This is a genomic window from Bacillus sp. EU52, assembly GCF_037964975.1.
Classification (GTDB): Bacteria; Bacillota; Bacilli; order Bacillales; family Bacillaceae; genus Bacillus; species Bacillus subtilis.
The window spans coordinates 706,557-731,886 of sequence record NZ_CP150177.1 but is presented as its reverse complement, the minus strand read 5'-3'; the positions used below and the strand labels follow the sequence as shown (position 1 = coordinate 731,886).

Annotated in this window: 25 protein-coding genes and 1 pseudogene; 3 read left to right on the top strand and 23 right to left on the bottom strand. The window is 44.9% G+C overall.

The features are described 5' to 3' along the window. Positions 1-12 precede the first annotated feature (12 nt). The 21 genes and pseudogenes from yesS to NSU05_RS03660 form a co-directional block, all read right to left on the bottom strand. Entirely contained in the window at positions 13-2,298 is a 2,286-nt protein-coding gene (gene yesS, locus NSU05_RS03760) for a transcriptional regulator YesS (protein WP_038428563.1), read from the bottom strand. Between the two features lie 22 nt (positions 2,299-2,320). Then, a complete protein-coding gene (yesR, locus tag NSU05_RS03755; protein WP_038428562.1) occupies positions 2,321-3,355 on the bottom strand; it encodes a rhamnogalacturonyl hydrolase YesR in 1,035 nt (344 codons plus the stop codon). A 15-nt stretch (positions 3,356-3,370) separates the two neighbouring features. Continuing rightward, positions 3,371-4,261, bottom strand: coding sequence for a carbohydrate ABC transporter permease (locus NSU05_RS03750; protein WP_038428560.1), 891 nt, complete (start codon positions 4,259-4,261; stop codon positions 3,371-3,373). A 3-nt stretch (positions 4,262-4,264) separates the two neighbouring features. Next, a complete protein-coding gene (locus tag NSU05_RS03745; protein WP_003233835.1) occupies positions 4,265-5,194 on the bottom strand; it encodes a sugar ABC transporter permease in 930 nt (309 codons plus the stop codon). After that, complete coding sequence (locus NSU05_RS03740; RefSeq protein WP_038427505.1) at positions 5,191-6,474, bottom strand: ABC transporter substrate-binding protein; 1,284 nt, start codon at positions 6,472-6,474, stop codon at positions 5,191-5,193. The genes NSU05_RS03745 and NSU05_RS03740 overlap by 4 nt, the downstream gene beginning before the upstream one ends. A gap of 103 nt (positions 6,475-6,577) precedes the next feature. After that, positions 6,578-7,684 carry a two-component system response regulator YesN gene (gene yesN / locus NSU05_RS03735; RefSeq protein WP_038427504.1) on the bottom strand — a complete coding sequence of 369 codons (1,107 nt, stop codon included), beginning with the start codon at positions 7,682-7,684 and terminating at the stop codon, positions 6,578-6,580. Beyond that, positions 7,684-9,417, bottom strand: coding sequence for a two-component system sensor histidine kinase YesM (gene yesM, locus NSU05_RS03730; protein ID WP_038427503.1), 1,734 nt, complete (start codon positions 9,415-9,417; stop codon positions 7,684-7,686). The genes yesN and yesM overlap by 1 nt, the downstream gene beginning before the upstream one ends. Next, positions 9,414-10,043: a YesL family protein gene (locus NSU05_RS03725; protein ID WP_082200926.1), complete on the bottom strand. Its 630-nt coding sequence runs from the start codon at positions 10,041-10,043 to the stop codon at positions 9,414-9,416. Before NSU05_RS03725 ends, yesM begins: the two co-directional genes overlap by 4 nt. A gap of 114 nt (positions 10,044-10,157) precedes the next feature. Then, on the bottom strand, positions 10,158-10,460 hold the full coding sequence (locus NSU05_RS03720) for a YesK-like family protein (RefSeq protein ID WP_038428556.1): 303 nt from the start codon (positions 10,458-10,460) through the stop codon (positions 10,158-10,160). A gap of 22 nt (positions 10,461-10,482) precedes the next feature. Next, a complete protein-coding gene (locus NSU05_RS03715) occupies positions 10,483-11,025 on the bottom strand; it encodes a GNAT family N-acetyltransferase (RefSeq protein WP_015252620.1) in 543 nt (180 codons plus the stop codon). A gap of 124 nt (positions 11,026-11,149) precedes the next feature. Next, positions 11,150-11,719, bottom strand: a complete 570-nt coding sequence (gene cotJC / locus NSU05_RS03710; protein ID WP_003233850.1) for a spore coat protein CotJC — start codon at positions 11,717-11,719, stop codon at positions 11,150-11,152. Positions 11,720-11,733: 14 nt separating this feature from the next. Next, the gene (cotJB, locus tag NSU05_RS03705) at positions 11,734-11,997 is read right to left on the bottom strand and encodes a spore coat protein CotJB (protein ID WP_003219491.1); all 264 of its coding nucleotides are present in this window, start codon (positions 11,995-11,997) and stop codon (positions 11,734-11,736) included. Next, positions 11,981-12,229, bottom strand: a complete 249-nt coding sequence (cotJA, locus tag NSU05_RS03700) for a spore coat-associated protein CotJA (RefSeq protein ID WP_003219489.1) — start codon at positions 12,227-12,229, stop codon at positions 11,981-11,983. Before cotJA ends, cotJB begins: the two co-directional genes overlap by 17 nt. 129 nt (positions 12,230-12,358) lie before the next feature. Then, positions 12,359-13,224, bottom strand: a pseudogene (locus NSU05_RS03695) (NAD-dependent epimerase/dehydratase family protein); the annotation flags it as partial. After that, on the bottom strand, positions 13,221-13,664 hold the full coding sequence (locus NSU05_RS03690) for a nuclear transport factor 2 family protein (protein ID WP_038427500.1): 444 nt from the start codon (positions 13,662-13,664) through the stop codon (positions 13,221-13,223). The gene NSU05_RS03690 and the pseudogene NSU05_RS03695, both read right to left, overlap by 4 nt. A 78-nt stretch (positions 13,665-13,742) precedes the next feature. Continuing rightward, positions 13,743-14,327 (bottom strand): TetR/AcrR family transcriptional regulator, encoded by a 585-nt coding sequence (locus tag NSU05_RS03685; protein WP_038427498.1) that lies wholly within the window; start codon positions 14,325-14,327, stop codon positions 13,743-13,745. Between the two features lie 113 nt (positions 14,328-14,440). Further along, positions 14,441-14,857 (bottom strand): spore coat protein YeeK, encoded by a 417-nt coding sequence (gene yeeK / locus NSU05_RS03680; protein ID WP_038427497.1) that lies wholly within the window; start codon positions 14,855-14,857, stop codon positions 14,441-14,443. 133 nt (positions 14,858-14,990) lie between these two features. Further along, positions 14,991-15,710 carry a YebC/PmpR family DNA-binding transcriptional regulator gene (locus tag NSU05_RS03675; protein ID WP_003242611.1) on the bottom strand — a complete coding sequence of 240 codons (720 nt, stop codon included), beginning with the start codon at positions 15,708-15,710 and terminating at the stop codon, positions 14,991-14,993. Positions 15,711-15,869: 159 nt separating this feature from the next. Further along, complete coding sequence (phrH, locus tag NSU05_RS03670) at positions 15,870-16,049, bottom strand: phosphatase RapH inhibitor PhrH (protein WP_038428551.1); 180 nt, start codon at positions 16,047-16,049, stop codon at positions 15,870-15,872. Next, positions 16,039-17,169, bottom strand: a complete 1,131-nt coding sequence (rapH, locus tag NSU05_RS03665; RefSeq protein ID WP_038428548.1) for a response regulator aspartate phosphatase RapH — start codon at positions 17,167-17,169, stop codon at positions 16,039-16,041. The genes phrH and rapH overlap by 11 nt, the downstream gene beginning before the upstream one ends. Before the next feature lie 142 nt (positions 17,170-17,311). Next, positions 17,312-18,334 carry a hypothetical protein gene (locus NSU05_RS03660; protein WP_038428546.1) on the bottom strand — a complete coding sequence of 341 codons (1,023 nt, stop codon included), beginning with the start codon at positions 18,332-18,334 and terminating at the stop codon, positions 17,312-17,314. A gap of 211 nt (positions 18,335-18,545) precedes the next feature. Here NSU05_RS03660 and yeeF point away from each other — a divergent pair, with 211 nt between their 5' ends. The 3 genes from yeeF to NSU05_RS03645 are packed head-to-tail and all read left to right on the top strand — an operon-like array spanning position 18,546 to position 21,475. Beyond that, positions 18,546-20,555: an LXG family T7SS effector deoxyribonuclease toxin YeeF gene (gene yeeF, locus NSU05_RS03655; RefSeq protein ID WP_038428544.1), complete on the top strand. Its 2,010-nt coding sequence runs from the start codon at positions 18,546-18,548 to the stop codon at positions 20,553-20,555. A gap of 4 nt (positions 20,556-20,559) precedes the next feature. Beyond that, on the top strand, positions 20,560-21,045 hold the full coding sequence (locus tag NSU05_RS03650) for an antitoxin YezG family protein (RefSeq protein ID WP_038428543.1): 486 nt from the start codon (positions 20,560-20,562) through the stop codon (positions 21,043-21,045). 13 nt (positions 21,046-21,058) lie between these two features. Continuing rightward, positions 21,059-21,475: an antitoxin YezG family protein gene (locus tag NSU05_RS03645; RefSeq protein ID WP_052124595.1), complete on the top strand. Its 417-nt coding sequence runs from the start codon at positions 21,059-21,061 to the stop codon at positions 21,473-21,475. A gap of 120 nt (positions 21,476-21,595) precedes the next feature. On the opposite strand, the gene NSU05_RS03640 is transcribed toward NSU05_RS03645, so the two are convergent. Together NSU05_RS03640 and NSU05_RS03635 are read right to left on the bottom strand one after the other, a co-directional pair. Next, positions 21,596-22,234, bottom strand: a complete 639-nt coding sequence (locus tag NSU05_RS03640; protein WP_038428542.1) for a DUF1643 domain-containing protein — start codon at positions 22,232-22,234, stop codon at positions 21,596-21,598. A gap of 90 nt (positions 22,235-22,324) precedes the next feature. Beyond that, entirely contained in the window at positions 22,325-25,315 is a 2,991-nt protein-coding gene (locus tag NSU05_RS03635) for a type I restriction endonuclease (RefSeq protein WP_038428541.1), read from the bottom strand. Between the last annotated feature and the right edge of the window lie 15 nt (positions 25,316-25,330).

Below are 25,330 nucleotides of genomic sequence, written 5' to 3'. Positions count from 1 at the left end.
TGTTCTCTCCTTTCACGGCGTTTCCTGATACATTTGCCTGAAGACACCCGGAGGCATGCCGACCTGTTTTTTAAAAATCCGGTTAAAGTAATTGTGGCGGTAGCCGACTTCTTCTGATACGTCATGAATTTTTTTATTCGTATTGACCAGCAGTTCTTTCGCCTTTTCGATTCTGATCTGGGTCACATAATCGATAAAATTAATGCCGGTCACTTGCTTAAATGCCTTGCTTAACGTATATGAATTCATGCCAAGCGCATCGGCACAGCTTTCCAATGAAATGTCCGCCATATACTGTTCGTGAATCATCGCAATCACACGTTCTGCCAGCTGCTTTTGCTGTCTGTTTTTTCTGCCCTCAAGCTTGGAAAGGTAAGGCGTCACCACTGCATCCATCAGCCAGGCCGCCGCTTCATTTGGTTCGCGCAATTCTGAAATATCAAGAAACGGATTCCGATGCTGAAACAGTTCGCTGGGATTGAGCCCGGAATGCAAAATATCCTCCTGAATGCGGGAAAACAGCTGAATCAGGGCGGAATGCACATGCCTGTCTATGGCCGCCTTTTCCGCCAGTTCCCTCATACATCCATCTATCAGTTCCTTGGCTTCCTGTTTTCTTTCCAGCCGGATGGCCTGAACAATTTGTTTTTCCAGCTCAAAGGGGTAATAAGGGGCGAACTGCTCATCCTGAGGGAAGTCGGCCTGCAAATCAATGACCTGATCCCGGTTAGCAAACTGCCTGCGGGATTTGCCGCTTTTCACATTCTGAAATAAAGAAGGAATTTCCGTGACACGCTCCGTCTCGCTGCTCAATGTCGAGGTCAGGCATAGTCCGGTTACATTCCCAAATTGGCGTGCCAGCTCTGTTATATACGCCTTCAGATCAGAGCTGTTTGTTTTTATCACAAGAACGGTGACAGAAAGCCGGCCGATATCAAGTATGGAGAGCTGAAAAACGCGTTTATCCGCCAATTCCTCAGCGATATTAGTCAGGGTAAACACGGCAAGCTGTTCATCACCTTCACGGAAGATGCTTTTTTCACAGCGGAGCCCTGTCACCTGTAGATCCAGCACATGAAACACGTTTCCGCCGATGTTCCAGCCAGCCTCCTCCATCCGAGATCTGAGACTGTCCTCGTTGTCATAGTAAAAATCCCCCTGCAAGAGGTGCTGCAAAAAACTCTTTTTCATATGGGGCGTCTGCCGCAGGAGCTGCTCTTGGAGCTTCCGGCTTTCAAGGGATAGATCCTGCCATCTCTTTTCAATCCACTTGAATTCATCCTGCCCGGACGCCTGCCATACTTTCTTCTCTCCACCGGTAAACAAGCCAAGCAAATGCTGAATGGGACGATAGATTTTTTTTGATGCATACCATGTCATGCATACCGCCAAACCGATGCAAATGACCAGCATCACGATGATCACTTTTGATAAAAACACCATCGGCGCTGTAATAGCTGAAAGAGGCGCCGCTGACACAAAGGTCCATTGCTGATGCATCCGGTTCATTTCTCCAAAGGAGACAGAATACACCTTGCCTTCCCATTCCATCTGAAAATGGCCGTTCTCAGCAGGCTGTTTTTTTATCTCTTGAAGTAAAGTCTTTTTAAAATCTTTTTCTCCCTCATGAAACAGCACCTCTCGATTTTGATCCAAAAGCAGCGCACTGCCATCAGGATAGGGGGACAAGCTTTGCAGGATTGATTCCATTTCTTTCGGATCAACCGCCAGCATGATCGCGCCGAACGGTTTCTCCGCCGCGCCCGGAATGAGCTGGATCAGCATCGCTTGGTTTCCCGACCGTTTCCAATAAATGCTGTGGTCTGAGGAAAGCAGCGAGCGATACTTGCGAAGCGCCTCCTGTTCTGTCAAAGCGCTGTATTCAGGGCTCAGCACAAGTGGCCGGGGGCTGTTCAGAAAGATGGAAGCCTGCTCGATCAGCGGCTGCTGGTCCCGCAAAAGAAACAGCTTTTTCGTTAATTGATAGGAGAACGTAAAGTCTTTCTCCAAATCCCTCTCGGCCAATCCGTTCATCAGTGAAGAATCGTAGGCCATCTGGGTGAGTGCCAGTTCAAGCACTCCCAGCTTCTCATCCATTCGGCTGACCTCACGCGCCACCTGTGTTTCATGCGATCTCTGCAGCTCTTTCTCCACCTTGTCGATCGAAAGAAAGTAGATTGCGCCGCCAGTCAGCAATCCGGGAATACAGGCAATCAGCAAAATGAAGACAAAGTTTCTTTTAAAATACGTTCCCTTCCAGCGAGAAACCCGTTCCTTCTGTTGAGGCTGTTTTTTCATCCCTTTCCCCCCGCCGCTGTCTTTACTGATACACGCGTTTTTTCGTTTTCAAAACATCAGCAAGAAACGTCAGCGCAAGTCCCTGCCCCCATCCTTGTATTCGTTTGTAAGGCACCTGTTTGTATCCTTCGGCATTTTTCATGACGGCTGTCCCGGCCGATACCTTGCTGACCCGTCCGTCCTCTTCCACTGCATCCAAAATGGCGGCAAGCGATTTCTGCACATATTTTGTATACAGCTTTCCGCTCGATATCAGAGCAGAAGCAATACCCGCTGATGCCGAAACCTCCAGATAAGAATCCGGATCATCCAAAATCGTATGCCACAGCCCTGATTCATCCTGAAGCCGGACAAGCGCGCTCAGCTGGTCTCTGAGCGATCCGTCGATGATCATAAAGGAAGGATGTGTCACCTCAATGAGCGGGAGCGCCTTTGCCATCGTGAGTGCCGCCCAGCCGTTCGCCCTGCCCCAATAAATCCCCGACAGATGATTTTGCGCTTTGTTGTCCCAGGCGTGGTAGTACAAATTCGTGACAGGGTCCTGAAGCACATCCTCATGTCCGTGAAACTGGCGCAGGCCGTCTTCAAAATAATCCTCACGCTCCATGATCCGCCCAATTCTCAGCATAAACAGCCCAGCCATCATCAGCGTATCCGCCCATGCCTGCTCAGGAAACACATATTCTGCCGCATTCACCGTATGCTGAAGGATACCCTCGCCAAAGCGCGGCGCCTTATGCAGCACATATTCCGCCATCTCGGCCGCTGTTTCCAAATACACGTCATCACCCGTCACCTTGTGGAGGAACAAAAGCGTATGCCCGATGGAAACTCCGTTGATTGAAAGCGGCGGCAGCCCATCCTCCAGCTGTTCATCCACCCACGTTTTTAACAGATTGATATATTCCTCGTTTTCCGTCGCTTCATAGGCCTCCGCCACGCCGTAAAACGCGACGCCGCCCGGCCAATCCCACGCAAAATCCATCTGAAATGTCCGTTTCACGATCCGGTCAATAACCGACGTCACCTTTTCTTCATCAAAGATAAGCTGTGCCATCTGCAACACTCCTTTTTATTTTAATCCGGTCGTACTGATGCCCTGAACGATATATTTCTGAAACAAAAAGAAAACAAGAATCACAGGCAATAACGAGACGGCCGACATGGCAAACATCGCACCCCAGTTCGAAGCCGACTCTGTATCGAGAAAAAGCTTCAGCGCAAGTGAAACAGGATAAAGCTCCGGCTTATTCAAATACAAAAGCGGCTGAATCAGCTCCTCCCACTTCCAATAGAAGGAGAAAATCGCAGACGTCGCAAGCGCGGGGGCAATCAGCGGGAGAATGATTCGCCAAAAGCAGGCAAAGCGCCCGCATCCGTCGATTCGCGCGGCTTCATCCAGCTCTTCGGGAATCGTCCGGATAAACTGGATCATCAGAAAGATAAAAAACGCATGCCCGAAAAATTGCGGAACGACAATTGGTTTAAAGGAATTCAGCCAGTCTAATTTCGCAAACATAATATACTGCGGAATCATCAACACTTCATGAGGCAGCATTAACGTCCCCATCATGCACGCAAACCAAAATTTTTTTCCCTTAAACGGAATACGCGCAAATCCGTACGCAATGACAGCCGATGACAGGACGGCACCGATTGTTGACAGTCCGACAATGATCGCCGAGTTTTTAATAAACGTCAGAAACGGCTGTCCCGCAATGCCCTTCCACCCTTCAGCATAGTTACTGAGAATAAAAGGGTCGGGAATGAGAGAATGTGAGGTTGTAAAAATACTGGCGCTTTCTTTAAACGAGCTGACAAACAGCCAAATGACCGGGTACAGCAGTAACACCGCCAGCGTTGCCGTACAAACATGGAACAGTATGCGTTTGGGACTGACGCGCCCGGCTTTTTTTCTTTCTAAAACCGGGGCTTTTCTGACAGGCTCGTTGACCGGCTCCATCCGTCATTCCTCCTTTGACTCGTAATGAACCCAATATGACGATGTTTTAAACAATATGAGCGTAATCAGCCCGACAATGACAAGCATGACCCACGCCATCGCCGATGCGTAGCCCATTTGAAAATAGTTAAACGCCCGCTGGAACAAATAGAGCGAATAGAGAAGTGTCCCGTCAAGCGGCCCGCCCTCGCCCTTCGAAATGATATAGGCAGGTGTAAATGTCATAAAAGCAGAAATCGTCTGCATCACTAGGTTAAAGAAAATAATCGGTGTAAGAATCGGAAGCGTGATCTTGAAGAAACGCTGCACCCGATTTGCCCCATCCACACTTGCCGCTTCCAAATAAGAAGACGGAATGTTTTTCAGCCCGGCCAGAAAAATCAGCATTGACGACCCGAACTGCCAGACGGACAGCAGAATCAATGTCCACAGTGCACTTGTCGGATTCTGGTACCAAAGAATTTTTTGATCAATTCCGACAAAAAACAGCAGCGCATTGATGACCCCGTCATTGCCAAAAATATTGCGCCACATAATCGCCACGGCGACGCTCCCGCCGATGATCGAAGGCAGATAAAAGAGCGTTCTGTAAATGGCCGTTCCTTTTGCTGCATTGTTTAAAATGACAGCGATAAAAAGCGCGAAGCCGAGGCGGAGCGGAACCCCGGCAAGCACATACGTAAACGTCACCTTCAGAGACTGCCAATACTTTTCGTCACCCGTAAACATTTCCTTAAAGTTGTCGAGCCCGATCCATTTCGGCGCCGTAAACAAGTCATAGCTCGTGAAGGACAGAAACAGGGACGCCCCCATCGGGATCACCGTAAAGCATAGGAACCCGATGATAAACGGAGAAATAAAAGCATATCCCGCCAGATTGTCTTTTCTTATACTCCGGCTTTTTTTCATTGCATCAGCCCCATTTCCCGTCAATTATTCCTCTCTAATATCTCATTGGCCTTTTTCCGGAACGTTTTGGCGGCTTTTTCCGGCGATACCTTCTGATACAGAATCTGATCTGACGTATCCTTCAGCAGCTTGATGACCTCCGCGCTTCCCACAGGCTCTGGCGGATCGGCTTTGCTGATGTTTTTTGACGCGGTTTCTACATACTCCACGATGTTGGTTTCTTCCTCATTCAGCTTCGGTTTAATCGCATCCGCCACCTTGTCGGAGACTGGAACACCTCGCTCGCCTTTAATCAGCTGGTTCGCTTCCTCATTATTCACGAAGAAATTAATAAATTTCGCTGCCTCTTTTTTATGCTCAGAGCTTTTCGGAATGGAAAACAGCATACTCGGCTTCAATGTCAGCGCCTTTTCCTTCATTTGCTCCGGCGGCAGATAGAGAGACAGCGGCGAGTCTGTCAGCCGGGCAAAGCCCAAATATTGATTGGAGTAGTTCCATGTAATCGCTGATTTGCCTTTGACGATAAAATCGTCTTCCATCCCTTTAATCTGTGCGCTTTCATCAGGTGTTGGGGACGTTTTCGCTTTCACCAGCCTCAGCTGCCGCTCAAAGTAATCGACAAACAGCTGATCATCTTGATACGCGAGGCCAGTGCCGTCTTCTTTATAAAAGCGCTCACCCTTTGTGCGCAAATAATAAGGGAAGAAAATATCAGGCGGATGCATTCCGTTGGAACCGTAGACACCGGCTTTTTCCTGAAGATCATACGCCAGCTTCTCGTAATCCTCCCACGTCCAGTTTTCCTGATTGATAGACACACCGGCTTTTTTCAGCAAATCTTCATTGGCAATCACAGACAGCACGTTGACACCTAGCGTAAATCCATATAGCTTATTGTCGATTTTTCCGCCCGACAGCATATTCTCGTCGATTGAACTGACGTCAATCGTTCCATCCTTTGTATACGGCGTTAAATCTTCCAGCTGGTTCTTCTTTCCGTATTGGGCTAAGTAAGCGGTATCCATTTGAATGACATCAGGAAGCTGGCCGGCGGCAGACATGGGCGCGAGCTTTTTCCAGTAGTCATCCCAGTTCGCAAATTCCGCTTCAATATGGACGTGCGGATTCTTTTCCTCGTAAAGTTTAATTACCCTTGTTGTATAATCATGTCTTGGCTGCCCGCCCCACCACGCGATTCTGAGTGTAACGTCTTCTTTTTTTCCTGAGGCCTCTTCACCAGCTGAACATCCGCTGAAAAAAAAGACGCAGACAAGGGATAACAGCACGTAACAAATCTTCTTCAAACCAATCCCCCCTTTAATGTAAGTGCTTACATTTTATTTTAAAGCGTTCGGATAGGGCGAAACACTCAAAAAACAGTGGCGAAAGTCAAAAAAACAGAGATGGCTATCCTGCGGAAGCGCCTCCCTGTTTTCTTCTGAATTCTGACGGTGTCAGACCGGTATATTTTTTAAAAACAAGACTGAAATACTTCGGATTATCGCCAAACCCGATTTCTTCAGCAATTTCTGATACACTCGCATCCCGCCTCATTTTCATCTGTTTCATCGCATGTTCAAGACGCACTCGTGTAACATATTGGGAAAATTTCTCGCCTGTTTCCTGCTTAAATAACTTCCCGAGATAATCAGGATTCATAAACAACATATCCTTCGCCGCCCATTTTAAGGACAGATTCGGATTTCCGAGCTCGTCGGCAATAAGCCTGATCATTTTCGAAATCACTGCGCTCCCATGCAGGTCACCAGACGCTTCAGCTGTGTCACGAAACAGCTGCCCCGCGTGCCGGAGTTCTCCCGCCTGACTGATGGCCAGCTTGCGGGTTGCAAAAACCTCCGCCACCTTTTCAGCGGCGTTCTCCTCTACGGCGAGTACGGTCCATTCTCCGCTGCTGCAAACCGCTGTCAGTGCCGACCCGAGTGCCTCTCTGGCTGCGGCATCAATAGATTGTTCCCCTTTTAAGATCAAGAGGCGGATCTTTTTTCCGGCAAGTGAAGGCGGCGGAGACAGCTGGGCCACACCGGCGATCAAGCCTTCCAAGTATTGATCGGCTGCAAAGGAACGGATATGGTCCAGCTCGTGTTTCAGATGGGCTGTTTTCTTTTTGTGCACATCTTGCCGCTTCAGCTCAGCAATGATTTCCTCCAGCGAGCTGATAATCTGCTGTTCATTGCAGGGTTTCAGCAAATAATGCTTCACCCCATATTTCATGGCTTCCTTTGCGTACTCAAACTCTCCAAACCCAGACAGGACGATAAATTTCACCGACGGGCTGACGGCTGACACCTTTTTGATCAGCTCAAGCCCGTCCATGCCGGGCATTTTGACGTCTGTGATGACGATATGCGGCTGCTTATGTACAATCTTTTCATATGCTTCATGTCCGTTCTGCGCTTTACTGATCAATGAGGCACCAAGCGACTCCCACTCAATGATTCCTGCCATTCCATCAAGGATAATCCTCTCATCATCAGCCAGCAGTATTTTATACATCACACCACCTCATTTCGGCACGGTATTGTGATCACAATCCTCGTCCCCTTTTCATGCTCACTCTGAATCCGCAATCCGTATGGATCTCCGAATGTCAGGCTGATGCGCTCGCGAATATTCCACAGTCCGATTCCTCTTCCGCCCGTTGATTCAAGAATCCGTCCATCCATGCCAGGGCCGTTATCTTCGACCGTAATACAGACACAGCCCTTCGCCTTTTTGGCCTGAATCCGGATGGCGCATGGCCTTGTAAAGGGTTCAAGCGCGTATTGAATCGCATTTTCCGCAAGCGGCTGGAGCGTCAGTTTCGGAATGAGGCAATGCTTGACCTCATCGTCAATATCCAACGTGAAGTTCAGACGCTCTTCAAATCGAAATCGCTGAATGGTCATATAGTGGAGTACGATGTCCGCCTCCTCCTGAATGGTCACGATATCCTTCTTCATATGTATGCTGTTTCGCAGAAGAAAACCGAGCGATTCCACCATTTTTGAGATTTGCTTTTGCTGATTCGCCTTGGCCAGCCAATTGATGGACTCGAGCGTGTTATATAAAAAGTGCGGGTTGATCTGGGCTTGCAGTGCTTTCAATTCGGTTTCTTTAATGATGAGCTGTTTTTCCACATTTTCTTCCATCAGCTCATTAATCCGTTTCATCATGACAGTAAAATGACGGTTCAGCATGCCGGCCTCATCCTGTGTATGTTCCGGCAGAGAAAGCGACACACCTGCTTCAATGCCGCCGTGCTGTACCGATTTCATCGCGGTCACAAGCTGTTCAATCGGCTCCGTGATGCTGTTGGCGATTTTCCTTCCGAAAAGCAAAACCACACAGAAAAAGAGGAGAAAGCATGTGCCGATCACTGTTTTCATAAAGGAAATTTTCGCGAATATCTGATCAAAGGGGATAACGTTATAGTAGCTCCAATTTTGGTAGGATGATTGAAGATAAGAAATAAAGTAACGTTTGCCATTCTTTTTTATCAAGTCATAACCGGGGTGCTTCAGCGTCTCTTTTGCTGCCTCAGGAACATGCGCTGATGCATGTGCCGTATACACCAAATTCCCGCCTTGGTCAGCAATCATAATGTCTCCGACTGAATCGCCCCAATCCTTCGGCACATCACGAATCATTTGTTTTACATTGACTTGGATCAGCACCATGCCCAAGCCGTTCAGACTCAGCTGGTGATAGGACCTGATCTGCCGTGCTGAAATCAGGACAGGATCTGACCCGCCGAGCGTCATCCAAAGATTTCTTCCATTTTTCGCTTTCACTCGCTTAAATACCTCTTCCTGCTCCTGCTGCAAAAGATCTGAAGAACTGCTTCCGGCTGAATACTCTGAGCCGCGGGCATCAATCAAATGAATGGAATCGATGTACTTTTCATCGCTGGCATATCCAGCCAGCTGATCCCAGAGCTCCTGCTTCATTTGATACTGATCGTACGTATCATCGCGATTTTGCATGCTCAGGATGCGCTGAATCTGTTCGTCCGTAATGATTTCATATGACACATCCTCTATCTTCTTCAGCTCGTCTTCGATCCTTTCAGAAGACATCCGAAGCACCTCCGAGGACTTGCGGTAAATCTGCTCATCATACACATGAAAGGCATACTGGACCCCGCTGTATACAAACAGAAAGGATACGGCCATAATCAACGATAGAAACACAAACAGCTTATCCTTAATCTTCATCCGCCTGTACCAGCCAGCAACTCTTTTCTTCATGCCGCCTTTTCTTTCTCCTGCCGCTGATCCATTGACCGAAACGCTTTAAAAGACAGCTTCGTTAAGATCAGGCTGAGTAAACTCCCGCTGAAAAACAATAGAAACGTGACATGAAACAGAACGAGACAAAGCACACCGACAGCGCCCGCCGCCATCAAAAGCGTCACCGCCGGACGGCTGAAGGCAATGAAAAAGCTGATGCTCAGCACCTCTCTGATTTTTACGTCAAAATGAGAAAACACCGGGAACACATACAGCACAACAAACGCGAAAATCAAACTAATGCTCAGGAATACATTGACGAGCACAGGCTGGTCCATCTGAGCCGCTATCCGCATATCCGCAAACAGAAACAGGGCAGCCGTCACAACGATAAGCCCGAGGATCTGTGATGCCCGCCATTCCTTTTTAAACGTCCGAAAAAAGACAGAAAACACCGGGGCATCTGTATTCCCCTTCGCCCATTCTCTCGCCACTGTAAACATCGCGGCAGTAGCGGGCATCAGCCCAAATACAACCAGGCCTGCAAGAGAAAACAAAATCCAAAGCACATTCAAATAGGCCAGTCTCATCACCCACGTACAAAAATGATTCAGCCCATTTGCCACACTGTGTATCATCAACATCACCTTCCTGCTTTGGAAAACGCTTTCATTTTAAAGTAATATGTATTTCTCCTTTCGAAAGAAAATTCCTGCCGGTCTGTGAAAATTTCGACCTGTTGAGAGACGGCAGCAGCCTTATCTTTTCCTGTAACGCCGGATGGCCTTATCGATCAAATATCCGGCAATGGCTCCGAAAATGACATTGAATCCAAGCATTCCGAGCGCAGCCCCTTCCCAGCCGCGTACATACACGAGGCTGTACCAGATCGCAAACACACCAAGGACGATCAGCCCGGCCAACATCCATTCCGGCCGACTTTTGTCAGGAAATCTCATCCGCATCAATACGGATACGCCAGCAAACAGACAAGCCGTCACAATCCCTGTCACAAATAATATTGGCCACACATCGCCTGCCTCCCTTTTAGAAAAAGACAAAAAAGCCCCCTGCAAAGGACGCTTATTCTGCCGTAATCTCTTTCTCAAACAAATGATATCCGGACGCATCAGCACCCATGAATTCATATCCCATACGCCGATAAAAGGAATGCAGGGCGTCACTATCAGCGACACAGTCAAGCCGGATCCGCGTTTTTTCCGGAAAGTGTATGCCCGTCTCCGCCCACTGAAGGACGCGGGCTCCAAGCCCCTGTCCCGCAAACCGGCGGCTTACTGCGAGGCGGTGTAAATAAATGGACTCCTCATGCCCATCGTCTCCCCAAAGCGTCCGGTCCCACTCGCTCGGTGCAGGCAGCAGCATCACGACAGCCGCAAGCTCTTCATCTTTTTTAAACACAAACACATGTCCCTTTTCAATTGACCCCGTGATATCATGTATATCTTGCCCTTTCAGAAGTCCGCTCCATTGGTTAGAACCCCGATCCCGGAGCCATTCAGCTGTTCGGACGAGCAACCCGGTAATCGATTCTGCATCCTCATAGACGGCCGGACACGCGTAAAATCCATCTGCAATCGTTTCGTTCTCAATCTTAAAAGCTGACATAAAGGCCTCCCAATCAAAAAGTAAGCTTGCACACACACCTTGATTATAATGCAGACCAAACTGCAAAAACAGACCATTTTCTCTGTATGTAAAAGGGTGTATGAAAGAGAGGCCAATCTGCCTATTAGAAAATCTTCTTTTTATCCCGTTCTTCTTTTAAAATTTCAACCGCTTCTCTGAAGCGCATAGAGTGTACGATTTCACGCTCACGCAAAAAACGCAGGGAATCGTTTAAATCAGGATCATCCGAAATATCAATCAGCCATTGATACGTCGCCCGCGCCTTTTCTTCTGCGGCAATATCTTCGTATAAATCGGCAATCGGATCGCCCTTCGCTTGGATATAGCTCGCGGTAAACGGCACGCCCGCCGCATTATGATAAAAAAGCGCGCTGTCGTGATTGACGTAATGATCGCCAAGCCCAGCTTCACGCAGCTGCTCCGGTGTGGCGTCTTTCGTTAACTTATAGACCATGGTCGCAATCATTTCCAAATGGGCAAACTCCTCCGTGCCGATATCTGTTAAAAGGCCGATGACCTTATCAGGAATCGTATAACGCTGGTTCAAATACCGGAGAGCTGCGGCCAGCTCGCCGTCCGCTCCGCCATACTGCTCAATCAAATACTTCGCCAGCGTCGGGTTGCACGTACTGACCTTGACAGGGTATTGCAGCTTCTTTTCATACACCCACATTCAGGCATTCCTCCTTATACTTGCCACGGCCATGGCCCTTTTCCCCAATCCCAATCCTTGCCCGCGGGGCTGTTGCCGAACTGCAGAAGCGGTCCGTAAGAGGATTCGAACTGTCTTTTTAAGTGCCTTGAATAGCCGGAATATTGATTGAATTGCTTCAACGCATCTTCATCATGAGGATGTGTATTTAAATAAAGACTCAGCTCAACAAGCACAAAATCAGCAGCCTGTATTTGCTCTAGCTGACGATAATATTCGGCGTCAACCTTTTTTGCCATGTGCGTCTCCCCCTCGATAAGGGTTTTCATAAAAATCATAGAGATCCTTCCAAAGGGTGCCTTTCCTCAAAGCCTCCATCGGCGAAAACTGCTCCATGTGCTCAGGCTGAAAGGTCATATAAAGGTTAGGGGGCGTTCTGTAATATTTCTTCCCTATGGGCGGACAGGGATCAAAACGGCTGTGAAAGGGCGTATATGATTTGACAGGCGTAAACGGCTGCATATCCTTCATTCCGGCTCCTCCTTTCTCAAAAACAATGACCTTAATAGGTATGAGGCAGGAGGCATGATTATGACTAAAACACGACTTAGCTTTTTCAATAAGAAGACCTTCGGAAGCGCCGAAGGTCTTTCTAGACTATTCAGTCCAAAACGAGGTCAGTGTTTCCAATATGCAGCATGAGCAGCCGCAAACTCTGACAGCGAACGAGGTTCTTTTCCCGTCACACGCTTCACTGTATCCGTTACCCGATGTTCCGCACCATGGCTGATTGCCTCATCAAGCCCCGCCATAAATCCCGCATAATCAGCCGGCAAACCAGCTGTCTCCATCCGATTCTGCAGCTCGGAACGAGAAATGCTGACATGCTCCACCCGGCGTCCCGCCGCAGCTCCAATGATCTCCGCCGCTTCGGCATAGCTCAGCGCCTCGGGACCTGTCAGAATATGATGTGTTTGATGAGGAACATCATCAATCAAAGCCCTGCCGGCTGTTTCTGCGATGTCATCAGCGTCAATAAACCCAAGTTTTCCTTCACCCGAAGCCGTTGTGATGCGCCCCTCCGTTTGAATAGACATGCGATGCTGGACATTGATGAAATTTTGCATAAAGTATGAGGGCCGCAGCACCGTCCATTCTGGAAACTCGCGCACTGCCTGGTGAAGCGCGCCAAACACGGGACCGTTCTCGGAGACAACAGACGCACTTTGCATCACTACCCGCTTTGCGCCGAGACGCTTTGCTTCCTTTAAAAAGGGAAGCACATAGGGAGCCGGATCAAGTACACCAACCGGAGCAACAAGATAGATGTCTTTTACCTGTTCTAGAGCAGGCGTAAAACTGGAGGCATCCTTCCAATCAAAATACACATACTCCGCGCTTGCAAGCGCGCCCTTTTTTCGGCTTGCAATACGCACTCTGTATCCCAGCTTTATTAAACGGCTGGCGATTCGGCTGCCGACTGTGCCAGTCCCGCCCGTGATTAAAATCGGATTCTGTTTCATCATTTCCCACTCTCCTCTGTTTGCAAAAATGATCCTCCAAAGGCCTCTTTTACAACAAGCGGATTCCAATAATCCCTATAACGCACAATGCGGCCGTCTCTCGTTTCGATGACACTGATATAGCTTTGGCGATAAGGCAGTCCAGTCTCAATCACATGGCCGTCACATTGAAACTCCGCAATCACCGTATTCGAGTCTGCTGAACGGTACACTGTCGGAGTGGTAAATGAAGAAAGATGGATCTGCTTAGGATAATCCTTAATATAATCGTAAATGGCCGCTTTTCCTTCTATTCTTTTTGGTGATCCCTCCGGCGCATAAGGGAACTCAAATACAGCATTCTCATCCCAAAGCTCCGTCCAGCTCTTCATGTCCTTCTCAAGCATATAAGCCATAAACTTTCTCAATGTTTCACATGCTTTTTCAAATTCATTCATCAACATTCATCATCACCTCATTTTTATTTCTAGACTATTCAGTCCGAAAAATACATACATGGGCAAAGAATCCTTTACCACATGTTAATCAAGCACTGATAAACTCACGTCAACATGGTCCTGAAGCCGATCCATATCAGCCGTCACTTTCGCAACAAATGTCAGAGACAGCCTGCTTTGATTCAGGTACCGGGCAAGCGCAGATATATCAGTATCTTCGCCATTCAATTCTCCTTGGTCCTTCGCTCTTAAAAGCGCCTGATAAAAAGCGTCCTCAAGCTGCTTGGATTGTCTTTCAAAATACAGGGCAAGCTCAGGGTCATGCGGAATCTGTTCAATCGCGCTGTTAATGATATAGCACGCCTTCGCCCGTTCAGGGTCCCTCAGAGCATTGACACCTTCCTGAAAAATATCACGAATGGCTTCCTTTACAGCTCCTGGCGCTTCAAGCCTTTCCATAACGGCAGTGTTTTTCCCTTCAAGATACGTTTTCACAGCGGACAAAAACAAATCACGCTTCGTGCCATACGTATCATACAAGCTCTGGCGCGCAATGCCTAAATGAGAGAGCAGATCCTGAAGAGACGTTCCTTCGTAGCCATACTCTCCGAAAACCTCTATCGCCCTGTGAAGAACAAGCGCCGTATCAAATTCTTTATTCCTCCCCAAAAGACGATCACCTCCCGAAACAAATGTTACCAGTTTCCAGACTGAACAGTCAAGAAAAAAGATAAAAAACACTCTTGATCTGCAAGAGTGTCCTCTTTATACCATCATCTTCTTTATTTATAACCGTCTTTTCCCCAGTGGCCCATATGGTGGTGATGGTGGCCATAATGACCATCATGATGGTGGTGGTGATTATCCTTTCCAACATGGTGATGATGGTGATGAAGGTTATCTTTTCCATCATGATGATGGTGATAATAGTGGTGATGGCCATCATTTTCATGGTGCATGTTCGGATAACTTACAGTTCCCGGAGAGCCTCCATAGCCGCCGCTTGGGTAACCACCGTACCCACCACCATAGCCCGGATAGCCGCCGACTCCGCCATGTATGCCATGATCTGGGTAGCCTCCATACATGCCATAGCCCGGATAGCCTGTGCTTTGCATGCCATAGCCCGGGTGGCCAATACCAAAGCCCTGATAATGACCAAAACCAGGTCCGCCATACATATGTCTTGTATCAGTCATATTCACTCTCTCCTTCACATAGGTTACAGTCCAGAGTATGAGAATATCTTATAGATCGTATAGGCGGCCGCCTACATACAGCTAAAACAATTTCCGGGACAAAAAAAGCAGGCCATAACAGCCTGCTCACTCCTTACTCACCTAAATCAACGTTATGATATACCTGCTGAACATCTTCCAAATCTTCTAATGCATCAATCAATTTTTCAAACTGTTCCTTTGCATCATCCGGAAGCGTTACTTCACTTTGCGCAAGCATTGTCAGCTCCGCTACTGTAAATTCCTCGACACCCGCGTTTTTAAACGCCTCTTGCACCGCATGGAATTGATCAGGCTCGGCATACACGATCGCGCTGTCATCCTCTTCTAAAATGTCACGTACATCAACATCCGCTTCCATCAGGATTTCAAGCGCTTCGTCAGCAGTTTTGCCTTCCACACCGATTACAGCCGTCGCGTCAAACATGTAAGCAACAGATCCGCTCACACCCATGTTTCCGCCGTTTTTCCCGAACGCCGCACGCACTTCCGGCGCCGTACGGTTTACATTATTCGTCAGCGCATCAACGATAATCATTGATCCGTTCGGCCCGAAGCCCTCATAACGAAGCTCATCGTAATTCTCTTCCGCTCCGCCCTTCGCCTTCTCGATCGCACGTTCAATGATGTTTTTCGGCACGCTATAAGTCTTCGCACGCTCAAGCACAACCTTCAGCGCCTGGTTGGATTCCGGATCAGGCTCGCCCTGTTTCGCCGCCACATAAATCTCACGGCCAAACTTCGCATAAATCCGACTCGTATTTGCGTCCTTAGACGCCTTCTTCTCTTTAATATTGTTCCACTTACGGCCCATGATGTTCCACTCTCTTTCATATATATCAATCTAAATACTGTTATTCACTTTATCCATTATACCTCAAATGGTTTGGTTGTTTCGAGTGTCTTGCGTTAGAAATAGAAGGAATGCCGCGATGTGGAAAATGGAACGTCTTCCGTAAAGCAAGAAAAAGCCCTAGCTAAGGGCTTTGGCTTTCTTCTGATCACTAAGTTTGTAAGGGGAATGATCGATATACGTCGTATTTCGATCTGTTGATTCCTTAAATCCACCGGAGTATGCCAGGAATGGAAACGACATGCTTCCGAAAACTAGAGTAACAGCCAGGCACATCATCACTTTTTTCTTAATAGGCATATAAACACTCTCCTTTTAAAATATCTTCTTGGGCTTTCAGCACTTTCCGATAAAACGCAGCAGCTTGTTCAAAGTGACAGCTGCTTTCAAAAACAGCGGCAGCACTCCGGGCACATGCTTCAATGTAAGCGTGCAGGTTCTTTTTTTCGAAATAGCTTAAAAGATCATGAATTTTTCGTTCATCAACAGTCTCCTTGTACACGGCCTGCAAGAACAGAAACAATTCTTTATAAAATTTGTGAGAACGTGCTGTGATATGGTCTAATCCTTCCTCTATGAACTGAAACGCCTTCTGTGTTTGGCCCGCTTTACATAATGTCCAGCTTAATCCAAACAAGACTTTCGGAAGCAGATCAGGCACTTTCTCTCTGCTTACTTTCGCCGCTTTTTGGAAATGTTCTACAGCCATCTGATCGTCTCCTGATCTGTCATAGCTGTTCGCGATGTTCAATAGAGAAATGGCGATAAACCTGTCATTTTGAATGTCCATTGCCAAATCTAGCGCCGCCTCTAAATGCGGGAGCGCTTTATCATAATGTTTGAAATCATCATAGTTGCCGGCGATCACAAACAAGCTTTGTATCGTCCTAATGCTGTATAGAGGATGGTTTTGATAAATGTCCAAGGCTTGAAGAATATGATGCATCGATACATGGGTTTGCTTCATGTGATAATACGCTTCGGCCACTTTAAAATGGAATTCGGCTTTCTCAATATCATCTGACACAACCGGCAGTTCTTTCTCCGCCTCGCGATAATACCCGATCGCTTCCACATATTCTTTTTGGTCAAATTCATACATGCCGCGGAAAAACAAAGAGTAGTATTTCAAAAGGCCTGTGAGTTTTTTCTGAGGGGTCTCAATCGTTTCAAGAAGCTCTGTCACTGTAGGGCGATTTCCGTATGTTTGTCCAGGCTCCAAATAATCAAGCATCAGCTGGTGCCGAAAACACATCAGAGAATAATAGATCAGTAAATCCTGGTCTTCTTCCATTTGCTGAATGTCCTGCTCCACCTCAGCTTTCAGAATCTCAGCATCCGGAACACTGAACTGGCGAATCATTTTATACCATTCATTAATCTTAACACCTACACGCGAAGACGGTATGGCTTGACTCAACGGCTTCCCTCCTTCTCTATGAGATATGTCATATTCTATCAATCCCAAATTTTGAAAACAATATAGAAGGAAGAAATTGTTTTTTCATCCTGTCAATTTGTTTTTCTCCGCAAAAAAGACCCTTTACGCAAGGGTCTTTGTCTCACTTAATGTCAACCACAACAAAATCCTGCACCTTCGCGTGTTCCTCAGGCAAATCAAACTGATAAAGCATCTTCTTAGAATGGATATCAAACACACCCACGTATCCGCCAATGCCCTTTTTATGCTCTTCCTGGGTAAGAATATACAGTTGATTCCCCTTGAACTTCGCCTCCATATAAGGGAATGTCAAGCTGTATGTGTGAAAAGAAAAATCCTCCCCATATTCCAGCAAGTTTGCTTCATCCTCTTTGTCCTCGTACGCCACGTAAAAACTGCCGCTTTCTTTGTCATAATACACAGTATCTGCATATTCAAGGTCGTCAGGATACGGAATATATGTCGTCTTCCATGTCCCTTTTTCAATCACAGTCAATTTGTGCTCCGAGCTCGTGACAATAAATTCCTTCGAGTCTGCGAATTGATCAGCGTATGAAGCTAAACTCAGGGTCTCAATCATTTCCTCTGTTTTTCTGTCAATCACGTAAATAGCCATGCTTTGAATGATATAAATAAAGTTCTCATCACTGGCCCCCATCGTGACAAGCGAAGGCAAGGTAAGGCTATATTCCTTTTTCGTTTTTCTGTCGTTTATGTGGATCTCATTTCCCGTCGTATCAACATTATAGGCCTTAACAGACACATCCTTCCCCTCATACCAAAACGCAAATGGATCTGACAGCGGATGCTCTATGATCGCATCCTTCTCCAGTGTGTAGTAAAAAGGCTCGTGCTCCGCTAATAGTACAAGGTCTGTTGATGCATAAGATTTCGTTTGGATATAAGGCACATCCGCCACCTTGAACGTACGCCTGTTAAACCGTTCGCCTGTAGAGGTTGAAACCAGCACGCTTTCTTTTATGAAAGGATTGGAGTAGATAAAAAAGATGCGGTCTTCTTCGGGGTGGATGGCGGAAGATTGGACAGGAATACTGTCTTTATTGCGTAACTGAACATACAGAACAAACAGGATGACACATACCATTAAAACTAATAAACCAAATGTAATCCGTTTTTTCGTCATCAACATGCTCCTTAAAAAACAATATAGAATACAAACTTCCAAAAAATGTGTAGCAATCAATATCATTTCGACCATGTTTCCGCCAATCCCTCCACGAATAAAGACACATGCCAAATGACTCATTTTTCCACCAAAACACGTTCTCACCCCCACCTTATCCCGACCCGTGGTAAAATTTTGATATTGAGCGAACAAAAGAAGGGAAATGGTCATGAAAGTATTTGAAGCGAAAACACTACTTTCGGAAGCGACAGACCGTGCAAAAGAGTACAAAGAACTAAGAACGCAAATGGTGAACTTGAGAAAAGCGTTAAAAAGCGTCGCTGATCTCAGTGACAGCGAATTCTCAGGAAAAGGCGCCAGCAACATCAAAGCCTTCTACCACGACCACGTCGGCGTCACCGACCAATGGATCGACTACATCGACATGAAAATCGCATTTTTCAACAGCATCGCCGGAGCCGCCGAGGACAAAGGCCTCTCTGACGCATACATCGAAGAATCCTTCCTGGAGCATGAACTGGAAAATGCGCACAAAAAATCGAAATCCATCATGTCTGAACAGAAAAAAGCGATGAAAGATATCTTAAACGATATCGACAACATCCTCCCGCTCAACTTGTTTTCAACAGAAACCTTCAAAGACGAGCTGGCTGATGCCAACGACAAACGCAAAAAAACACTGGAAAAATTGGACGCCTTGGACGAAGACCTGAAGACAGAATACGCCATGTCAGAACCAAACGAACAATTCATTAAGTCCGACTTCCAAAAGCTCCAAGAAGCAACGGGCAAAGGCAAAAACGCCACACCCATCCACTACAACGCCAAGGCGTACCGTGAGAGTGACATACACAAGAAAAAAGGCGACATTGAAAAGCGGACTGAGGCTTACTTGAAGATTAAGAAAGAGGAAGCGAAGGAACGCGAGATTGAAAAATTAAAAGAAAGACTGAAAAACTACGATTATGCGGATGCCGATGAATTTTACTCAATGGCAAAAACGATCGGCTATGAAAATCTGACAGCAGAACAGCAGAGATACTTCACCCAAATTGAAAACACGCGTGAGCTTGAAGCTGGCTTCAAAGGGGTCGCCGTCGGCCTTTATGATTCCGGAAAAGACGCGGTCGTAGGACTATGGGATATGGTCACAGATCCGAGCGGAACCGTTGAAGCGATTACCGGAGCGATGGCTCACCCGATCAAAACGTATGAAGCCATTTCAGCGGCAATCGAAGAATCGTATCAAAAAGACATGGTGAATGGTGACACCTACTCAAGAGCAAGATGGGTGTCATATGCGGTTGGCACTGTTGTCACATCAATTGTCGGCACAAAAGGCGTAGGAGCCGTCTCAAAAACTGGCACAGCCGCCAAAGTGACGACCAAAGTCAAAACAGCAGCAAGCAAATCTGCAACAGCCCAAAAAGCCATAACAGTCTCAAAACAAACCGTTGATCACATCAAACAAAAAGTAAACACAGGCATTGAAGCATCAAAAAAACACGTCAAAACCAAGTTAAATCAAATCGGAGATCTCACACTTGCGGATATTCTCCCGTATCATCCCCGTCATGATTTAGTGCCGGCAGGCATTCCTTACAACGCAGTCAACGGGGTCACACTTAAAGAAGGACTGCAAAAATTCGCCAAGGTCATTCTTCCGAAACCATACGGAACGTCATCAAGCGGAAGACGAACTCCAGCGCCACATGTACCGCCGGTAACCGTCAAATACGGCGAGCATTTCGCAAGATGGAGCAGAAAGAAAGTACTGAAGCCGAATGTCATCTATAAAACAAAAGAAGGCTACACGTACACGACTGACAACTATGGTAGAATTACAAGTGTCAAAACAGACTTACAGCTGGGAGAAGCAAAACGAAACCAATATGCACAGACGAATGCTGGAAAGCCCCAAGACCGAAAGCCTGACGATGACGGAGGCCATTTAATCGCCACCCAATTCAAAGGCTCAGGCCAGTTCGACAATATCGTGCCGATGAATTCTCAGATTAATAGGAGCGGCGGGAAATGGTATGAGATGGAGCAGGAGTGGGCAAAAGCTCTTAAAGAAGAACCTCCGCAAAAAGTTAACGTTAATATAAAAGCCATATATAAAGGTGATTCACTAAGACCAGACAAATTCATCGTTAAGTACAGAATTGGAGATGCTGATTTCGAAAAAGTAACATTAAAGAATCAATCCGGAGGTTGAGATCATGGAAACACCAAAAATGGGTGACTTATATCAAAGAATAGCAAATCAGATAAATGAAATCATTCCCTCTGAATGGGATAACGTATATCTTTACGCTGAAATATTAGACGACTCTTCGGAAGTGTATTTTTATTTTAATATACCGGGCGAGAATGAATTCTTATACTCACATAACATTCCAGAATATTTTAATGTAAGCGAAGATATTTATGATGATTTATTAATCGAACTTCAAGAATCATTCGAAGAATTACGCGAAGAATACAAGGAAAATAATCCAGAAACTTGGACGAACTTGACTTTGAAACTAGATAGGACAGGCCAGTTTTCTATAGATTATAATTATGAAGATGTAATTGCTTCAGAGCTAAATGGATCTCAAAGAAAGGCTGTTTGGGTGTATAAAAATCTAGGTTTAATGCCAAAAAGGAAAACGGTAAGAGACTTTTTAGAGGATTATATCAAGACTAACGAAGGAAAAATTTAAATTAATTTCTGATATGGGACAGTTATATCAACAAATAGCAGAACAACTTAATGAAATGATTCCATCTGAATGGACAAAAATCGTTCTTTATGCGGAAATATTAGATGATTCATCAGAAGTTTACTTTTTCTTCAATACACCGCAAAGTGAAGAATATATCTATTCTCATGATATACCGAAACAATTCGATGTTAGTAAAAAAATATATGTGAGTTTATTAATTGAACTTCAAGAATTATTCGAGGAGTTAAGAGAAGAATTTAAAGCAAACAACCAAGATATTTGGACTAATTTAACGCTTAAACTAGAGAATACCGGCAAATTCTCAATAGACTACGATTACACCGATGTCATTGCCTCAGACTTAAACGGAACACAACGGCAAGTAGTATGGGAATATAAGAATTTAGGTATCTTGCCTGAAGATTAGAAAGACAAAGATTTTGTAATAAACTACTTCAGTCTATAAATCAAAAATGGCTCAGCTCTTTACTGCAGGGCTATTTTTGATATTGAAATCTTTTCAATTGTATTCGTAAATTCCCATATTTCACGCTAACCCCAATAATTCATTACTATTTATTTTGATTAAATCAATTAAAGTTGCTGACCGTCCAGCATGTCTCGGGTCGCCATGTTCTGTTAAGATTGTGTTTGTATTTCCCATATTAAATACAAAAATATCTTTATCAGTATTCGAAATTACCTCTATGATTTTATATACTTGAGAATAGTAATAAAGGTTGTGTACAGTTTTCACATTTGGTTTCCCCCATGCAAGGACAACTATATCTGAATCATTTATCATTGAACTAACTGTATTAATATTATTCTTTTGAACATGATTTAATAGATTTGCACCGTGAATACTTTTCAATTTTGCTGAGGTGTCTGCTGGATTTGGAGCATAGATAGGTATAACATTTCCTACGTAAAGTTTTTTTACTTGAATTTTCTCATGGGTATAACAGTAGAAAAAATCAATTAATTTATTTACAGTTCTATCTGAAATATTTGATTCAGCTTCCGATGGATTCATTAATATTACTGTAACAGTAATACCTTCCATTCGATTTTTAAAAGGAATTGATAAGCTATATCTTAAATTTACACCCGGTATAATATTTTGCCTATCATCAATAATAATAGACGAAATATCTACTTTATTAGAATCGTAATAATGCGTCAATATAAAACTTCCTTTCTGTAAATAATATATGTAACGGAGCCAAGACTAACCTTAAAAGATTAATATCATAACTCCGTCCAAACTAAAAAGCTAACTATTCACTTCTCCATAAACTTCATTCATCATATCTTCCATAATATAAGCCTTAAACTCGTCGTTCTCTAAAATCTTCATAAAGAACTCTTGATTGCTGCTCATACGGTCAATAACGAAGTCCATAAAGGATTTTTCAAAGGCGAATTTGAAGTTTTCTTTTGTGTTGTTTTTTGCTTTTTGACAAATATCTTCGTCATTTAACATATCCTCTTTCACTTGCTCGCGAGAAAGGAAATCTGTTTCTGTGAATTGCGTGCCAAAGCGCTCATTTAACTTTTCTAACACGCTCGATAAACGAACCTTCTCATCTTCAGCTGCACCACCAGCACCATGTTCCTGAGGATCTAAGTCGTAGCCGCCCGTTTTCTCAAGCTCAATGCTACCTTCGAATACTTTTTGATTACGGTAGTATTCAAGTGCTACATCATCCGCCAAGTAAACGTCCTTATCTACTCGACCACGGGGCAATTTACGTAACAAGTACGTCAGGTAAATATATTGCTTGTGTAGATCTAAATCGATAAATGTTACTACTTGTAGTACAAAGCCATACGTACGTATAAATTTCGTAGCCACTTGTTTAAATGCGAATTGTTCTTCTCCCGAAAGTTTTTTAAAACGCTCCACACCTTTATCGAGAAGCGCATTTAACTCGGCTTGAGCCTTCGTAGACTTCTTCACACCACCCGTTACTTCAAGCTCATTTACCTTTTGCACCTCTTCCTCAGTAAATACTTGATAGGGCTCTAGCTCGGCCTGCATATCATATAGGATATTCGGATCAGAAATTTTTGATAGACCTGTCGATTCATAATAAGGCTGGAAAGACGCTTTTATGTCTTCTGGATCATTTACAAAATCCAAAACAAATGTATCGTCCTTACCAGGGCATGTGCGATTTAAACGAGATAGTGTTTGCACTGCCTTAATACCGCTTAATGGCTTATCTACATACATTGTGTGCAACAGTGGTTCATCAAATCCAGTTTGATATTTCTCTGCAACAAGTAGCACTTTGTATTCATCAGAATTAAACTTTTCAGGTAACTCTTTTTCAGAGAACTGATTCATTTCTGACTCAGTATAATGAATCTCACCATCTTTCACAGTACCGGAGAAAGCAACTACTGTTTTTAAATCATCGTAGCCCATTTCATTAATATACTTATCGAAAGCCATTTTGTAACGTACTGCGTGTAAACGGCTTGCTGTAACAACCATTGCCTTTGCACGGCCGCCAATTTTGCGCTGTACGAAATTGCGATAATGCTCGATAATAATTTCTGTTTTTTGTGCGATGCTATGTGGATGTAGTGACACGTATTGTGCTAGCTTTTTAGTAGCTTGTTTTTTTGATACCTCTGGATCATCTTCAACTGTCTTTGCAATTTTCCAGAACGTTTTATAGGTCGTATAATTTTCAAGTACGTCTAAAATAAAGCCTTCTTCAATCGCTTGGCGCATTGTGTATTGATGGAATGCAGCTGGCTTGCCATCTATGCCAATTGTACCGAACTTCTCTAATGTCTTTGGCTTTGGTGTCGCCGTAAACGCAAAGAAAGATACGTTATCTTGTTTACCACTTTTCATGATGGCTTCAACGATCTTTTCGTCCACATCACCTAAGTTTTCTTCCGCAATACGATCTTCCTCATAAGCTGCTTCTAACGTTTTATCTGATAACACATTCGTTAATGCAGTTGAAGCTTTACCACCCTGGGATGAATGCGCCTCATCAATAATGACCGCATACTTTTTACGCTCTAAGCCCGCTACTTTTTCTAAAATAAACGGGAACTTTTGGAGCGTCGTAATAATAATACGAGTCTCATTATTAATGGCACGTGCCAATTGCTCTGAATCTTTATCAATCGGCTCTACCATTCCTGCTTTATGCTCCAGCTGATACACTGCATCTTGCAATTGCTTATCTAAGACTCGGCGATCGGTAATTACGATTATACTACTAAAAATTGATTCATTGTCCTCGTTATGTAGCTTCGCTAAACGGTGTGCAAGCCACGAAATCGAGTTCGTCTTGCCCGATCCCGCAGAGTGCTGAATTAAATAATTATGACCGACAAGCTTTTGTGCAACATCTGCTTCTAACTTACGTACAACATCAAGCTGATGGAAACGGGGGAAAATGAGCATTTGACGCTCACCAATCGTTTCACCGTTTGAATCTTTAATATCGTCTTTCTTAATAAAGATAAAGCGATATAAAATATCGAGCAAGCTATCTGGAGCTAAAATTTCTTCCCATAAATAATGAGTACGATAATTGTCACCATAAGTTAATGGATTACCTTTACCACCATTATTGCCTTTGTTAAATGGTAGGAAGTAGGTTTTGCCTTTATCAAGCTTTGTTGTCATAAATACTTCATCTGGGTCAACTGCAAAGTAGACAGCTACACGCTCATTAAATTTGAACAGCTGCTCACGTGGATCACGGTCCGTCTTTAATTGCTTCATCGCTTCTTCAACTGTTTGATTTGTTAATGGATTTTTCAGCTCCATCACAATAAGCGGCAAACCATTTAAAAACAGGACCATATCTAAGCTATTATTATGCTTATCACTGTAATACACTTGGCGAGCAACATTAAAGCGGTTTTTCGCATACTGTTCATTTAACATCTTGTTCATATCTGTAGGTGGCTTATTATACGCAAGCTGTAATGTCACACCTCGGTCTTTGATACCTTTACGTAAACATTCGACTAAACCTTGTTTATGCAGCTGGGCTTTAATACGTTTTAACACTTCTTCTTTATAAGAAGGACCATACGATTTCTCTAAGGTACGCATACGTTTTTCCTGCGTATCCTCTAAAAAAGCAAATAGCTCTTCTACGTCGATTGCATGCTGCTTGAAAGAAGCACTCGTCTCACCTTCAAGCACACGCTTTTTATATCCATTCGCAATTAATGCTGCTTCTATATTCGTTTCAAAGCCTTTTTCTGAAGTATCCAACGCCATCACAACTCGCCTCAC